The organism is Bacillus mycoides, assembly GCF_018742245.1.
Classification (GTDB): domain Bacteria; phylum Bacillota; class Bacilli; order Bacillales; family Bacillaceae_G; genus Bacillus_A; species Bacillus_A cereus_U.
In genome coordinates this window covers 4,025,949-4,042,242 of the sequence record NZ_CP036132.1, presented here as the reverse complement: position 1 = coordinate 4,042,242, position 16,294 = coordinate 4,025,949, and the positions used below count along the sequence as shown (strand labels likewise).

Genomic DNA, 16,294 nt, shown 5'->3' with positions numbered 1-16,294 from the left:
TTCTTTTTTCGCTACACTACAAGTAGACAAAAAAGAAGGTGAAAAATATGGAACGAATTTCATGGGATCAATATTTTATGACGCAAAGCCATCTACTATCTTTACGTAGTACATGTACAAGGCTTGCAGTAGGAGCGACAATCGTTCGTGATAAACGAATTATTGCTGGTGGATATAACGGTTCAATTAAAGGTGGTGTACATTGTATAGACGATGGTTGTTATGTCATTGATAATCATTGTGTTCGTACAATTCATGCGGAAATGAATGCTTTATTGCAATGTGCGAAGTTTGGTGCGAAAACAGAGGAAGCGGAAATTTATGTCACACATTTTCCTTGTTTGCAGTGCTGTAAGGCGATTATTCAAAGTGGTGTTACAGCAGTTTATTATGCACAGGATTATAAAAATCATCCGTATGCCATAGAGTTATTTGAACAAGCGAGTGTAACAGTAAAGCACGTTCCGCTAGAATATGATATTACATCGCTAGAGGAACAAGAGCGTCATTTGCAGCTAAAGGAACTATTTGCATCCTTAGAAAAAGATAATTTATCAATGGAAGAATTACAGCATGTATTCACTAGAGCGAAAATGATGCTATAAGGAGTGAGTATGAGTTGAATGGACAATGGGGCTATGTTGCAATCTCGTTTATAATTGGGATTGCAATTACCTTTTCCACATCGCATTTGTTGACTGCTTGTTGTTACGTTTGTTACGTTTTATTTTGTTTATATCGTACTTCGCGTAAAACCTTCATTTTTTGTATAATAGCGTGTTTTAGCGGCGCTATGTACACCACGTATGTTCAGAGTCTAAATAAGCCGCTAGGGGAGTCCTACGAAGTTACACGAGGGGTCGTGCAAAATACACCTCTAATTAATGGGGATCGTCTCTCTTTTCAAATTGAGGATCAGAATAAAAACTTAGTGCAGTTAAATTATAAAATACAATCTGCTTCGGAAAAGAAGCAGTTGCAACAATTACATGCAGGTATATCGTGTACATTTAAAGGGGAGGTGAAAGAACCGCAAACTGCCCGGAATTTCCATGTTTTTGATTATCGTAATTATTTATATCAGCAAAAAATACATTTTATATTTGATGTGACATACATTTCTGAATGTCAAAAAACATCATTGTCACTCGTGCAATGGATTTTCCTCCTCAGGCAACAAACAATCTCGAAAGTTACAGAAATGTTCCCGGAACAATCAGGTGCATTTATGAACGCATTATTATTTGGAGATCGACAACAAATGACGTTTGAAGTAGAAGAGCAATATCAACAATTTGGTCTTATACATTTGTTGGCAATTTCAGGATCGCATATCGTATTATTAATGGTTATAATGTATTTTGTTTTACTAAGAAGTGGTGTGACGAAAGAGACAGCAACAGTATGCCTTATAGTTTGCATTCCTCTATATATGATCGTAGCTGGGGCGTCGCCATCTGTTGTGAGGGCTTCTATAACAGGAGTTTTATTGTTGGTAGCTTTCATGTGCTCTATTCGCTTATCTAGTCTAGACGCCTTAAGTATAACAGCTATATGTATGCTTATATACGATCCGTATCTTATTTTCAACATTGGATTTCAATTCTCATTTGTAGGTAGTTTTGCTTTACTACTATCTGCGCCGATATTATTAGGGCGTAGTAATGGAGTAGTTCGAAATTCTATTTACATTTCTATAATTTCACAGCTCGCTAGTACCCCCATCTTGTTATATCATTTTGGTTATTTTTCTCCTTATAGCATTTTCCTCAATCTTATATATGTTCCTTTTCTATCCATTATTGTATTGCCGTGTAGCATTATTATTCTTATATGTATGCCGGTTATTCCATTTTTCGCAAAAGGAATTGCATATGTACTTTCATTATGTTTAACCATTTCTAATGACTTTCTAAGTTACTGTGAAAGTTTCCCTTTCATCCGACTTACTTTTGGTCAAACTCCTTTATTTCTTGTGGCTATATATTGTTTTAGTATCGTTAGTATATTTGTGATTTGGGAAAGAGTAATAACGAAAAAAATCTTGTGCATAGTTGTGGGTGTATTTCTTTTTATTAGTACTTGTCATTATGTATATCCATATTTTCGCGAAAGTGGGAGTGTTACATTTCTTGATGTTGGACAGGGAGATGCAATATTAATTCGTCTTCCGTACGATAAAGAGGTTTATCTTATTGATACAGGAGGAGCCCTTCCTTTCAAGAAGGAAGCGTGGCAACAGAAAAAGCATGAATTTTCTGTTGGGCATGATATTCTTGTTCCTTTTTTACAAAAAGAAGGTATAAAAACGATTGATAAATTAATTGTAACGCATGGAGATGCGGATCATATAGGTGCTGCGCTGGATTTGCTGTCATCTATTATTGTAAAAGAAGTTGTATTTGGGAGAAAGGAACAAGATGCTGTATTGGAAAAAGTGGTGAAGAAAAAGGCGTTAGAAAAGAGCATGAAGATAAGTGTAGTAGGAGAAGGGGAAGGTTGGAGGGTAAATGAAGCGGAATTTTTCATATTAGCTCCAAAGGGGAAAGAAAAGGGAGAAAATGACTCTTCGATTGTACTATGGGCCAGACTAGGGGGACTAACATGGCTATTTACGGGTGATTTAGAAGAAGAAGGGGAAAAGTTTATAGTATCGACATATCCTGATTTGCGGGCTAATATTTTAAAAGTTGCTCACCATGGGAGTAAAACATCGTCTACAGATCCTTTTTTAAGCCTTGTACAGCCTAGTGTAGCGATTATTTCTGTGGGAGAGCGTAATAGGTATGGGCACCCGCATAAGGAAGTTATAGAGCGTTTTAAGAAGATGGGTATTGATATATGGCGTACGGATAAGCAAGGGGCTATTTCCTATGTTTTTAATGGAGAAAAAGGAACCTTTCAAAGTAAAATCACATATGATGAAACACATAGAAGATGAAAAAAGAAGACTGCCGTTAAGCAGCAGCCTTTAAGAACCGATGAATTTAATAACAGTTGCAATAATGAAAAGTGTTGCGAAAAAACCAAATGAGACGATAAATCCTACCCCTGAATCAATAGCGTCATTGCGTTTACTTTGAACGTTTTGTTCAAAATCATTCATTTAGAATCCCTCCCCAACATTCCATTTTAGTATAAAATATTGTCAGAAAAAAATCTACAATTTCCATGTGAAGCGAAATAGAGTATTTGTACACTTCTTCTAGTTAGCTAAGTAGCGTGAATTTTTCATTTCCAATCATGTTAACAGTTGGCACTTATACTAAGATTATTATTGTAAATAATAAAGGGAAGGTGATTACCGCACACCAATAAGAAATCCGGGGCTTATTGCGTGGCGTTTTATATAAATAAAGGGGCGGGTTATAAAGCCTGTCCCTTTGTACTTGTAAAACAAAAGCTAGGGCATTAGTATAAATATATATTGCCAAGTTAGGGAGTAGGAAAAAATATGAGTGATATACATAAGAAGATTAAAAAGAAACAGTTCGCTCCGTTGTATGTACTGTATGGAACGGAAGCCTATTTTATAAATGAAACGATAAAGCTTATTACAACGGAAGCGCTTGAAGAGGAAGATCGAGAGTTTAATGTTGTGACATACGATTTGGAAGAAGTGTATTTAGAAGATGTAGTTGAGGATGCGCATACGCTTCCTTTTTTTGGAGAGCGTAAAGTTATATTAATAAAATCACCATTATTTTTAACGGCACAAAAAGAAAAATTAGAACAAAATATAAAAATTTTAGAAGAATATATTGGGGAGCCATCTCCTTTTTCTATTCTTGTTTTTGTTGCGCCTTATGAAAAATTAGACGAACGAAAAAAAATTACAAAACTATTAAAGAAAACAGCGGATGTAATAGAAGCAAATGCGATGCAAGTGCAGGATGTTCAGAAGTGGATTGTTTCTCGTGCGGATGAGGTGCATGTGCATATTGATAATGCAGCTGTTAGTTTGTTGTTAGAGCTTGTGGGAAGTAATGTAACAATGTTAGCGAAGGAAATGGACAAGTTAACGTTATACGTCGGTATGGGCGGAGAAATTACGCCAAAACTTGTCACGGAACTTGTGCCGAAATCTGTTGAGCAAAATGTGTTTGCTTTAACAGAAAAAGTGGTGAAAAAAGATATCGCTGGTGCGATGCAAATTTTAGACGGATTATTTACACAGCAGGAAGAACCAATTAAACTGCTCGCGTTATTAGTAAGTCAATTCCGCTTGCTCCATCAAGTGAAAGAATTACAACAGCGTGGTTACGGACAAAATCAAATTGCTTCCCATATTGGTGTGCACCCGTACCGGGTAAAGTTGGCGATGAATCAAACAAAGTTTTTCTCTTTTGAAGAATTAAAAAAAGTTATTATAGAATTAGCGGAAGCTGATTATAGTATGAAGACTGGAAAGATGGATAAGAAACTTGTGCTTGAGTTTTTCTTAATGCGGTTAAATCATATGTAGTAACACAAAAAAGTTCACGTACTAAATACGTGAACTTTTTTGTGTATATAAAAAACGATCCGAATGGATCGTTTTTTAAACGCCTTACGCGTTTACTTGTTTCGCTAAGCGAGATTTTTGACGAGCTGCAGCGTTTTGGTGGATAAGACCTTTACGAGCTGCTTTGTCAAGTTTTTTAGAAGCAGTTTTGAAAGCTTCTTTAGCATTTTCAAGATCGTTATTAGTAACTAAAGTTTCTACAGTTTTAACAGCAGTACGCATGTCAGACTTGATAGAAGCGTTATGTGAACGACGCTCTTCGCTAAGTTTAGCGCGTTTGATAGCAGATTTGATGTTTGCCATACTTTTCACCTCCCTGGTGCAATCGAATGACTCGATTCTTACATAGAACAAGTGATATTTTATCAAACGGTGAAGAGAATTGCAATAGTATATCAATGAAATTTCACGTAAAGGAAAGAATGACCTAATATAACTTGGGGAAATCTAACGATATTTACTATGAATTACGGAGGAGATACGATGAAAGAACCATTAGATTTAAGTAAATATAGTGTTAGAACTGACCTTGCTGTAGAGGCGCACCAAATGCTGCAAGAGCGCCAAGAAGAACAAAAAGGGATACAGGGAGTTATTGTAAAAGAGAGGGAAGAAGAGGGCGTTACAATTACAAAAGTAACTATTGATGAAATTGCATCTGAGTCGATGGGGAAAAAACCTGGGAATTATTTAACTCTTGAGGTGCAAGGTATACGACAACAAGATACGGAACTTCAGCAAAAAGTAGAGCGTATTTTTGCAAAAGAATTTTCTTATTTCTTAGAAGAGGTTGGTGTTTCAAAAGAAGCGAGTTGTTTAATCGTCGGGCTTGGGAATTGGAATGTAACGCCGGATGCACTCGGACCGATAGTTGTAGAGAACGTACTGGTGACGAGACATTTGTTTAAATTGCAGCCTGAAAGTGTGGAAGAGGGTTTTAGACCTGTTAGTGCCATTCGTCCAGGGGTAATGGGGATTACAGGAATCGAAACGAGCGATGTCATTTACGGAATTATTGAAAAGACAAAACCAGACTTTGTCATCGCAATTGATGCATTAGCTGCGCGTTCTATTGAACGAGTAAATAGTACGATACAAATTTCTGATACAGGAATTCATCCAGGATCTGGTGTTGGGAATAAGCGTAAGGAACTAAGTAAAGAAACATTAGGTATTCCTGTTATCGCAATTGGTGTGCCAACTGTGGTAGATGCCGTTTCGATTACGAGTGATACAATTGATTTTATTTTGAAACATTTTGGCCGGGAACTGAAAGAAGGAAACAAACCATCACGCTCTTTATTACCAGCTGGTTTTACATTTGGAGAAAAGAAAAAATTAACAGAAGAAGATATGCCAGATGAAAAGAGTCGAAATATGTTTTTAGGGGCTATTGGTACGTTGGAAGAAGAAGAAAAGAGAAAGTTGATTTATGAAGTGTTATCTCCTCTTGGTCATAATTTAATGGTAACCCCAAAAGAAGTAGATGCGTTTATTGAGGATATGGCAAATGTAATAGCAAGTGGTTTAAATGCAGCACTGCATCATCAGATTGATCAAGATAACACAGGGGCCTATACACATTGATGGAAAGAGGCAGAAATAGTTTGAGTCGATTTACGCTGTTATGTATATGCGGTACAGTCTTATGCTTGCTTATGATGATAGCTGGAGTGGCGCTCGCTAATCATGGTCTGAAAAGTATGAAGGGGTATCGTCAGCTGTCATATGAACAAATTGCTCATATGACAGGAACAGAAGGCGCTGGGGCTGAATCAGAAATTTCGAGAGATACGTTTTCGGCTATTGAAAAACAAAAACAGTTAGAAAGCTTAAGAAGTTTTAATGTTGTAGAAGGTATCGGTATGGCGATAGCAAGTGTTGCTCGTGATATGACAAAGTTTGGGACGGATATAGTGGTTGGGGCAATAAAAGGGATTTTTAGTTAAGGATAGCAGGAAGGACGGTTGTCTTATTGGTTTGTAAGAGAGTCGTCCTTTAATTTGAAAAAGGTTTGTCTCTTATGGTTTGTTCGCATAAGATATAGATAGAGTGATTTGTATTGTAAGCAGCACGAGTTTTCATTGAATCTTTGCTGCTCTATTGATATAATCAGTGCTAGTGTATATTGGCGAGACTATTAGGAGTTGAGAACATAGATGAATAAAGAAGAAAGAGCAAAAAGACAGTCCAAAATTCGTAACTTCTCCATCATTGCTCACATTGACCACGGGAAATCAACGTTGGCAGACCGTATTTTGGAGAAAACAAACGCGTTGGCACAGCGCGAAATGAAGGCGCAATTGCTTGACTCTATGGAGTTGGAGCGTGAGCGTGGTATTACAATTAAATTAAATGCAGTACAACTAACGTATAAAGCGAAAGACGGTGAAGAGTATATTCTTCACTTAATCGATACTCCAGGACACGTCGACTTTACGTACGAAGTATCTCGTAGTTTAGCGGCTTGTGAAGGTGCAATTCTTGTTGTGGATGCAGCGCAAGGAATTGAGGCGCAAACATTAGCGAACGTATATTTAGCGCTTGATAATAATTTGGAAATTTTACCAGTTATTAATAAAATCGACTTACCAAGTGCAGACCCAGAACGCGTACGTCAAGAGGTAGAAGATGTAATTGGTTTAGATGCATCGGAAGCTGTACTTGCTTCAGCGAAAGCTGGCATTGGTATTGAAGATATTTTAGAACAAATCGTTGAAAAGGTACCAGCTCCAACAGGTGATTCAGAAGAGCCGTTACAATGTATGATTTTCGATTCTTTATATGATCCGTACCGTGGTGTAATTGCATATATCCGTGTTGTAAATGGAACGGTAAAAGTTGGCGATAAAGTACGTATGATGGCAACTGGAAAAGAATTTGAAGTAACAGAAGTAGGTGTGTTTACACCGAAAACAACGCAACGTGACGAGTTAACAGTAGGTGATGTAGGTTTCTTAGCAGCATCTATTAAAAACGTAGGCGATACACGCGTAGGTGATACGATTACACATGCGAAACGTCAGGCTGTAGAGCCGTTAAAAGGGTATCGTAAATTAAATCCAATGGTATTCTGTGGTTTATATCCAATCGATTCTGCACGTTATAACGACTTACGTGATGCGTTAGAAAAACTAGAATTGAATGATTCTGCTCTTGAATTTGAGCCTGAAACATCTCAAGCTTTAGGTTTTGGTTTCCGTTGTGGTTTCTTAGGGCTGCTTCACATGGAGATTATTCAAGAACGTATTGAACGTGAATTCAAGATTGACTTAATTACAACAGCGCCAAGCGTTATTTATAAAGTGTATTTAACAAACGGTGAAGATCTTATTGTTGATAATCCATCTAATATGCCAGATCCACAGGCTATCGATCGTGTAGAAGAGCCGTTTGTGAAGGCTGCAATTATGGTTCCGAATGACTATGTTGGAGCTGTAATGGAAATTTGCCAAGGGAAACGTGGAACGTTTATTGATATGCAATATTTAGATGAAACACGTGTTACATTGACATATGAAATCCCGTTATCAGAAATCGTATATGATTTCTTCGATCAATTGAAATCAAATACGAAAGGATATGCATCATTTGACTACGAGTTAATTGGTTATAAACCATCTAAGCTTGTGAAAATGGATATTCTTTTAAATAATGAACAAGTGGATGCTTTATCATTTATTGTACATCGTGATTCAGCGTATGACCGTGGTAAAGTAATTGTAGAGAAATTACAGAAATTAATTCCAAGACAACAGTTTGAAGTGCCAATTCAGGCGACTATCGGAAATAAAGTTGTATCTCGTTCTACAATTAAGGCGATGCGTAAAAACGTACTTGCAAAATGTTACGGTGGTGACATTTCTCGTAAGCGTAAACTTCTTGATAAGCAAAAAGAAGGTAAAAAACGTATGAAGTCTGTTGGTTCTGTAGAAGTGCCGCAAGAAGCATTCATGGCTGTACTGAAAATGGATGATAACTAATAGAGTGAACTATAATTAGTGGGGATTTTTCTATTCTTCGCTAATTATTAGCCCGCACCAATTGTGATAAAAGTGGAAGCCGTTCGTTCGGCTTCTTTTTTTATATGCTACTTTTTAGACATCTTAGCATCTCTCATTTACAATAGTGAGAGAGCTTTTTAGTGATTGATATAGAGTTAGGAGACTATTAATGTCCGAAAATATTCGAAAAGATATTCGAGAGAAAATACAAAAAGGTAATTTTAATTGCGAAAAGGAACTGACGCTTTCTATTATTAGTGGGAAGTGGAAAGTTGTGATATTGTGGCACTTAGGTGTGGAAGGTCCGCATCGTTTTAGTGAATTACAACGTCTGTTCCCGAGTATTTCTCATAAAGTGTTGTCAAATCAATTGAAAGAGTTAATGGAGGACGGGATTATTGATCGAACAGTATACCCGGAAATTCCTCCGCGAGTTGAGTACTATATGACGGAATTAGGTATGTCGCTTTTACCGATCGTTGAAATGATGTATGATTGGGGAAAAATGCGAATGGAACAAATTCGTAACACTTTATAAAAGTAAAGGACCCTCCGGAACGCGGAGGTTTTCTTTTTAGAAAGGTAGGAGTTATATTTGGTACAAGCTGCATATATTCATATTCCATTTTGTCAGCATATTTGTCACTATTGTGATTTTAATAAAGTATTTATTGAACGCCAACCGGTTGATCAATACTTACAATATTTAGAGAAAGAAATAATAAATACGGTTCAAAAAGTACCGTTTGAAAGTATGAAAACGATTTTTGTTGGCGGAGGAACTCCGACAGCTTTAAATATGGAGCAAACAAAACAGCTACTCGACATCATTAACCGTCGTTTGCGTCCATTTGCGCCGAATTGTGAATTAACATTTGAAGCGAATCCAGGTGATTTACCGAAAGAGAAGTTGAACTTATTGCTAGAAGGTGGAGTAAACCGAATTAGTTTTGGTGTGCAAACGTTTCGTGATGAGCTACTTGAGAAGATTGGACGCAGGCATACGAGAGAAGATGCATTCGTAGCAATTCGAGAAGCGCAGGAAGTCGGTTTCACAAATATTAATGTAGATTTAATTTATGCTCTGCCAGGACAGACGATAGAAGATGTAAAGGAAACATTAGATATTGCCTTTACGCTTGGTGTACAACATTTCTCAGCATATTCCTTAATTGTGGAACCGAAAACCGTATTTTATAACTTAATGAATAAAGGGAAATTAAGACTTCCAGGTGAAGACCATGAAGCGAAAATGTACGAAATGGTAATGGATGAAATGGAGAAAAATGGTTATAACCAGTATGAGATTAGTAACTTCTCAAAAGGTGATAATGAAAGTAGACACAATCTCACATACTGGAATAATGAAGAGTATTATGGATTTGGAGCTGGAGCGCATAGTTATGTGAACGGGGAACGAATTCAAAATGTAGGTCCGCTCAAGCAATATTTCACTAAAATTGATGAGACAGGATTTCCATATTTAGATGTTCACGCAGTGACAGAGAAAGAAAAAATGGAAGAAGAGTTGTTCTTAGGACTTCGAAAAACAAAAGGTGTTTCTAAGTTAGAATTCCAAAAGAGATTTAATGTGGAGATGGATCATGTTTTTGCAAAGCAGTTACAAAGTAATCAAGAACAGGGATTACTTGAAAACAGAGATGGACATGTTTGTTTAACGAGGAAAGGGAAACTATTAGGGAATGAAGTATTCCAGTCATTTTTGATGGATTAATTAAATGCGCCCTAAGCGTGAAAAAGTTTCGTTATTTCGTGACGTTTCCGTTGACAATTGAATGTCAATTTTGGTAAGTTATTAATAGATTTAGCACTCGAAGACAAAGAGTGCTAACAGAGGTGATGATGAGATGCTTACGGAACGTCAGCTCTTAATTTTACAAACGATTGTTGATGACTTTATTGGATCAGCGCAACCAGTTGGTTCGAGGACGTTGGCTAAGAAAGATGAAATTACGTTTAGTTCAGCTACTATTCGAAATGAAATGGCTGATTTAGAGGAACTAGGATTTATTGAAAAAACGCATAGTTCTTCTGGGCGTGTTCCTTCTGAAAAAGGGTATCGTTTTTATGTAGACCATCTTTTAGCGCCACAAAACTTACCGACCGATGAAATTGTACAAATTAAAGATTTATTTGCTGAAAGAATTTTTGAAGCAGAAAAAATTGCACAACAATCAGCTCAAATTTTATCAGAGCTTACGAATTATACGGCCATTGTTCTTGGTCCGAAATTGAGCACAAATAAACTTAAAAATGTACAGATTGTACCGCTTGATCGTCAAACAGCAGTCGCTATTATTGTAACAGATACAGGGCATGTGCAAAGTAAAACGATTACCGTTCCGGAATCTGTTGATTTATCAGATTTAGAAAAAATGGTTAATATTTTAAATGAAAAGCTATCTGGTATACCTATGGCAGAACTTCATAATAAAATCTTTAAAGAGATTGTTACAGTCTTGCGTGGGTATGTTCATAATTACGATAGTGCAATAAAAATGTTGGATGGTACATTTCAAGTTCCTTTATCGGAAAAGATATACTTTGGAGGAAAAGCAAATATGCTTTCGCAGCCAGAGTTCCATGACATTCAAAAAGTAAGATCCTTGCTGACGATGATTGATAACGAAGCTGAGTTTTATGATATTTTGCGTCATAAACAAGTAGGTATTCAAGTGAAAATTGGCAGGGAAAATTCTTCGATCGCTATGGAAGATTGTAGTTTAATTTCTGCAACGTATTCGATTGGAGAAGAGCAACTTGGAACGATTGCGATTTTAGGTCCAACGAGAATGCAATACTCTCGTGTAATTAGTTTGTTGCAGTTATTTACAAGGCAATTTACTGATGGACTTAAAAAATAAATGAGAGTAATACATTCGCTCAAGTGATGGGAATTTCATTGCTGTGTGTAATATATAATGCTTAGGTAATCGTGCTAAGCGTGATACCTAATACCTTTTAAGGAGGTGAAAATTGTGGAAGAGCGTAACGAACAAGTGGTAGAAGAAGTGAAAGAAGCGCAAGTTGAAGAAGCTGTCACGACAGACAACAGCGAAGAAGCTGTAGAAGAGAAAAGTGAAGCTGCTCTTTTACAAGAAACAGTGGATGAGTTACAAGCGAAACTAACGGAAACGGAAGGTCGCACACTACGTCTACAAGCTGATTTTGAAAATCATAAGCGCCGCGTTCAAATGGATAAACAGGCTGCTGAAAAATATAGAGCACAAAGTCTTGTGTCAGATATTCTGCCAGCTCTTGATAATTTTGAAAGAGCAATGCAAGTGGAAGCAACTGATGATCAAATGAAGTCCTTATTACAAGGTATGGAAATGGTGCATCGTCAATTGTTAGAAGCGCTGACTAAAGAAGGTGTTGAAGCGATTGAAGCTGTTGGTAAACAGTTCGATCCTCATGAGCACCAAGCTGTTATGCAAGTAGAAGACAGTGAGTTTGAATCAAACGCGGTTGTGGAGGAATTCCAAAAAGGCTATAAACTAAAAGACCGTGTGATTCGCCCATCAATGGTAAAGGTAAATCAATAATTTACATAAATGTAGGAGGATTCGCTATGAGTAAAATTATCGGTATTGACTTAGGTACAACAAACTCTTGTGTAGCTGTTATGGAAGGTGGAGAACCAAAGGTTATCCCAAATCCAGAAGGAAACCGTACAACACCTTCTGTTGTAGCTTTCAAAAATGAAGAGCGTCAAGTTGGGGAAGTTGCGAAACGTCAAGCAATTACAAACCCAAATACAATCATGTCTGTTAAACGTCATATGGGTACAGACTATAAAGTAGAAGTTGAAGGTAAAGATTATACACCTCAAGAAATTTCTGCAATCATTTTACAAAACTTAAAAGCTTCTGCTGAAGCGTACTTAGGTGAAACAGTGACAAAAGCTGTTATTACAGTACCAGCATACTTCAACGATGCAGAACGCCAAGCGACAAAAGATGCTGGTCGTATTGCTGGTTTAGAAGTAGAGCGTATCATTAACGAACCAACAGCAGCAGCACTTGCTTACGGTTTAGAAAAACAAGATGAAGAACAAAAAATTCTAGTATATGACTTAGGTGGCGGTACGTTTGACGTATCTATCCTTGAGTTAGCAGATGGAACATTTGAAGTTATTTCAACTGCTGGTGACAACCGTCTTGGTGGAGATGACTTTGACCAAGTTATCATCGATCATTTAGTAGCTGAATTCAAAAAAGAAAATAGCATTGATTTAAGCCAAGATAAAATGGCACTTCAACGTTTGAAAGATGCAGCTGAAAAAGCGAAGAAAGATCTTTCTGGTGTAACACAAACACAAATTTCATTACCATTCATTAGTGCTGGAGCTGCTGGTCCATTACACTTAGAATTAACGTTAACAAGAGCTAAATTCGAAGAAATTTCAGCTGGTCTTGTTGAAAGAACATTAGAGCCAACTCGTCGTGCATTAAAAGACGCTGGTTTTTCTCCAAGCGAATTAGATAAAGTTATCCTTGTTGGTGGTTCTACTCGTATCCCAGCTGTACAAGAAGCAATTAAACGTGAAACTGGTAAAGAGCCATACAAAGGTGTAAACCCAGATGAAGTTGTAGCATTAGGTGCTGCAGTTCAAGGTGGCGTACTTACTGGTGATGTAGAGGGCGTTCTATTATTAGACGTAACTCCACTTTCTTTAGGTATCGAAACTATGGGTGGTGTGTTCACGAAATTAATCGAGCGTAACACTACAATTCCAACAAGTAAGTCACAAGTATTCTCAACAGCTGCTGATAACCAACCAGCGGTAGACATTCACGTACTACAAGGTGAGCGTCCAATGTCAGCTGACAACAAAACATTAGGTCGTTTCCAATTAACAGACCTTCCGCCAGCACCACGTGGAATTCCACAAATCGAAGTAACATTCGATATTGATGCGAACGGTATCGTTAACGTACGTGCAAAAGACTTAGGAACAAGTAAAGAGCAAACTATTACAATCCAATCTTCTTCAGGTCTTTCTGATGAAGAAGTAGATCGTATGGTACAAGAAGCGGAATCAAATGCTGACGCTGACCAAAAACGTAAGGAAGAAGTTGAACTTCGTAACGAAGCTGACCAACTTGTATTCCAAACAGACAAAGTTGTAAAAGATTTAGAAGGTAAAGTAGATGCAGCTGAAGTAGCGAAAGCAACGGAAGCGAAAGAAGCATTACAAGCGGCAATCGAGAAAAACGAACTTGAAGAAATCCGTGTGAAAAAAGATGCTCTTCAAGAAATCGTACAACAATTAACTGTTAAATTATACGAGCAAGCTCAAGCAGCTGCAGGGCAAGCAGAAGGTGCACAAGGAGCACAAGACGCTGGCGCGAAAAAAGATAATGTAGTAGACGCTGAGTTTGAAGAAGTAAAAGAAGACAAGTAATAAAGTGAAATAAAATAAGTAAGATGACAAAAAGTCAAAGTCAAGCGTGCCTTGGCTTTGGCTTTTTTCACGAATAAGAAGAAATGTGTGAGGATCTTAAGTTTTTTATTTTGCATACTGTAAGTGAGGAAACTTTGTTGCAAAGCACTTTCTTTCGGTGTTAAAATTACGTTTATGTGAAAGATTCGGGGGTTGCAAATTTATGAATAAACGAGACTATTATGAGGTCCTTGGACTTAGCAAGGGTGCTTCTAAAGATGAAATAAAAAAAGCGTATCGTCGTTTGGCTAAAAAGTACCATCCAGACGTAAGTAAAGAAGAAAATGCAATTGAAAAGTTTAAAGAAGTACAAGAAGCATACGAAGTATTAAGTGACGATCAAAACCGCGCGCAGTATGATCAGTTTGGTCACGCGGGTCCGAATCAAGGTTTCGGTGGAGGTGACTTCGGTGGTGGCTTCGGATTTGAAGATATCTTCAGTTCATTCTTTGGTGGCGGTGGCGGCAGACGTCGTGATCCGAATGCTCCGCGTCAAGGTGCTGATTTACAATATCAAGTTACTTTAGAGTTTGAAGAAGCTATTTTTGGTAAAGAATTAAATGTTGAGATTCCAGTGGAGGATCCATGTGATACTTGTAAGGGTAGTGGAGCAAAACCAGGAACTTCAAAAGAAACATGTAAACATTGTTCAGGATCAGGGCAAGTAAGTGTAGAACAAAATACACCATTTGGGCGTATTGTAAACCGTCAAGCTTGTGGGCATTGTTCAGGAACAGGTCAAATGATTAAAGAGAAATGTACGACATGCCATGGTTCTGGTAAAGTTCGTAAACGCAAAAAAATCAATGTTAAAATTCCAGCGGGTATCGATAATGGTCAACAAATTCGTGTATCTGGAAAAGGTGAAGCAGGCGTAAATGGCGGACCGGCAGGTGACTTATATGTTGTTGTTCATGTGAGAAATCATGAATTCTTTGCGCGCGAAGGGGATCACATTATTTGCGAAATGCCATTAACATTTGCGCAAATGGCACTTGGTGCGGAAGTAGAAGTTCCTACCGTTCATGGCAAAGTGAAGCTGAAAATTCCAGCAGGAACACAAACAGGAACAGAATTCCGCTTAAAAGGAAAAGGTGCTCCGAACGTACGTGGATATGGTCAAGGAGATCAATATGTAGTCGTTCGTGTTGTTGTGCCGACGAAATTAACTTCACATCAAAAAGATTTATTGCGTGAATTTGCAGGGCAAGAAGAGCAGGATGATAGCTTATTCAGAAAGCTTAAACGTGCTTTCAAAGGGGAATAATGGAAATAAAAAATGGAGTTGGTAAATTGTGAAATGGTCAGAAATTAGTATTCATACAACAGAAGAAGCAGTAGAAGCTGTCTCTCATATTTTGCATGAAGCAGGCGCTAGCGGGATTGTGATTGAGGACCCAGCGGAGTTGACGAAAGAGCGTGAGCAACAATACGGTGAGATTTATGCACTTAACCCAGATGAATATCCAAGTGAGGGTGTTTTGGTAAAAGCATATTTCCCACAAACGGATTCTTTACACGAAACGGTTGCAGGTGTAAAATCATCTATTGATGCACTACCATCTTTCGACATCGAAATTGGTACAGGAAATATTACAATTAATGAAGTCGATGAGGAAGATTGGGCTACTGCTTGGAAGAAGTATTATCATCCAGTTCAAATTTCTGATACATTCACAATTGTGCCGACGTGGGAAGAGTATACACCGTCTTCTCCAGATGAAAAAATTATTGAATTAGATCCAGGTATGGCGTTTGGTACAGGGACACATCCAACAACAACGATGTGTATTCGTGCGTTAGAAAAAACGGTTCAGCCAGGTGATACTGTGATTGATGTGGGGACGGGTTCAGGGGTACTTAGTATTGCTGCGGCAAAATTAGGTGCGGCTTCTGTTCAAGCGTATGATTTAGACCCAGTTGCAGTTGAAAGTGCAGAAATGAATGTGCGCTTAAATAAAACAGATGACATTGTCAATGTTGGACAGAATAGTCTATTAGAAGGTATTGAAGGTCCAGTTGATTTAATCGTAGCAAATTTACTAGCGGAAATTATTCTTCTATTCCCTGAAGATGCAGCGAGAGTTGTGAAGCCAGGTGGATTATTTATTACATCTGGTATTATTGGGGCGAAAGAAAAAGTAATTTCTGAAGCGTTAGAAAAAGCTGGATTTACAATTGAAGAAGTGCTCCGAATGGAAGATTGGGTAGCAATTATTGCACGAAATGCGTAATATAGATTTTAGTCTATAAAGAACAGGGGAGTCTCTCACCGTATAAGGTGAGGGACTTGCCGTTTGTTATATGAAAATGATAACG

General features: G+C 37.7%; 15 protein-coding genes. 13 read left to right on the top strand and 2 right to left on the bottom strand.

Annotated elements, in window-relative coordinates:
• Positions 1–47: 47 nt before the first annotated feature.
• Together EXW56_RS20715 and EXW56_RS20710 are read left to right on the top strand one after the other, a co-directional pair.
• A complete protein-coding gene (locus EXW56_RS20715) occupies positions 48–605 on the top strand; it encodes a ComE operon protein 2 (protein ID WP_002199319.1) in 558 nt (185 codons plus the stop codon).
• Positions 606–619: 14 nt separating this feature from the next.
• Positions 620–2,941: a DNA internalization-related competence protein ComEC/Rec2 gene (locus EXW56_RS20710; protein ID WP_215596900.1), complete on the top strand. Its 2,322-nt coding sequence runs from the start codon at positions 620–622 to the stop codon at positions 2,939–2,941.
• Between the two features lie 30 nt (positions 2,942–2,971).
• Here EXW56_RS20710 and EXW56_RS20705 read toward each other — a convergent pair whose 3' ends face one another.
• Positions 2,972–3,106, bottom strand: coding sequence for a YqzM family protein (locus tag EXW56_RS20705; protein WP_000997609.1), 135 nt, complete (start codon positions 3,104–3,106; stop codon positions 2,972–2,974).
• Between the two features lie 348 nt (positions 3,107–3,454).
• On the opposite strand from EXW56_RS20705, the gene holA reads away from it, so the two are divergent.
• Entirely contained in the window at positions 3,455–4,465 is a 1,011-nt protein-coding gene (holA, locus tag EXW56_RS20700; protein ID WP_215554223.1) for a DNA polymerase III subunit delta, read from the top strand.
• 84 nt (positions 4,466–4,549) lie between these two features.
• On the opposite strand, the gene rpsT is transcribed toward holA, so the two are convergent.
• On the bottom strand, positions 4,550–4,807 hold the full coding sequence (gene rpsT / locus EXW56_RS20695; RefSeq protein ID WP_002088694.1) for a 30S ribosomal protein S20: 258 nt from the start codon (positions 4,805–4,807) through the stop codon (positions 4,550–4,552).
• Between the two features lie 180 nt (positions 4,808–4,987).
• Here rpsT and gpr point away from each other — a divergent pair, with 180 nt between their 5' ends.
• The 10 genes from gpr to prmA all read left to right on the top strand — a co-directional run bounded on the left by gpr (position 4,988) and on the right by prmA (position 16,209).
• Positions 4,988–6,091, top strand: a complete 1,104-nt coding sequence (gene gpr / locus EXW56_RS20690; protein WP_002111912.1) for a GPR endopeptidase — start codon at positions 4,988–4,990, stop codon at positions 6,089–6,091.
• A complete protein-coding gene (locus tag EXW56_RS20685; protein WP_002199322.1) occupies positions 6,091–6,453 on the top strand; it encodes a YqxA family protein in 363 nt (120 codons plus the stop codon). Before gpr ends, EXW56_RS20685 begins: the two co-directional genes overlap by 1 nt.
• Positions 6,454–6,663: 210 nt before the next feature.
• Positions 6,664–8,487: an elongation factor 4 gene (lepA, locus tag EXW56_RS20680; protein ID WP_002199323.1), complete on the top strand. Its 1,824-nt coding sequence runs from the start codon at positions 6,664–6,666 to the stop codon at positions 8,485–8,487.
• A gap of 190 nt (positions 8,488–8,677) precedes the next feature.
• A complete protein-coding gene (locus EXW56_RS20675) occupies positions 8,678–9,046 on the top strand; it encodes a winged helix-turn-helix transcriptional regulator (RefSeq protein WP_002160441.1) in 369 nt (122 codons plus the stop codon).
• 57 nt (positions 9,047–9,103) lie between these two features.
• Positions 9,104–10,243, top strand: a complete 1,140-nt coding sequence (hemW, locus tag EXW56_RS20670; RefSeq protein WP_002199324.1) for a radical SAM family heme chaperone HemW — start codon at positions 9,104–9,106, stop codon at positions 10,241–10,243.
• 133 nt (positions 10,244–10,376) lie between these two features.
• Entirely contained in the window at positions 10,377–11,393 is a 1,017-nt protein-coding gene (hrcA, locus tag EXW56_RS20665) for a heat-inducible transcriptional repressor HrcA (RefSeq protein ID WP_002067157.1), read from the top strand.
• 114 nt (positions 11,394–11,507) lie between these two features.
• The gene (gene grpE / locus EXW56_RS20660; protein ID WP_002111906.1) at positions 11,508–12,074 is read left to right on the top strand and encodes a nucleotide exchange factor GrpE; all 567 of its coding nucleotides are present in this window, start codon (positions 11,508–11,510) and stop codon (positions 12,072–12,074) included.
• 26 nt (positions 12,075–12,100) lie between these two features.
• The gene (gene dnaK / locus EXW56_RS20655) at positions 12,101–13,936 is read left to right on the top strand and encodes a chaperone protein DnaK (RefSeq protein WP_002111905.1); all 1,836 of its coding nucleotides are present in this window, start codon (positions 12,101–12,103) and stop codon (positions 13,934–13,936) included.
• Positions 13,937–14,138: 202 nt separating this feature from the next.
• Positions 14,139–15,242: a molecular chaperone DnaJ gene (gene dnaJ, locus EXW56_RS20650; protein ID WP_002111904.1), complete on the top strand. Its 1,104-nt coding sequence runs from the start codon at positions 14,139–14,141 to the stop codon at positions 15,240–15,242.
• A gap of 28 nt (positions 15,243–15,270) precedes the next feature.
• Positions 15,271–16,209, top strand: coding sequence for a 50S ribosomal protein L11 methyltransferase (prmA, locus tag EXW56_RS20645; protein ID WP_002111903.1), 939 nt, complete (start codon positions 15,271–15,273; stop codon positions 16,207–16,209).
• Positions 16,210–16,294 lie beyond the last annotated feature (85 nt).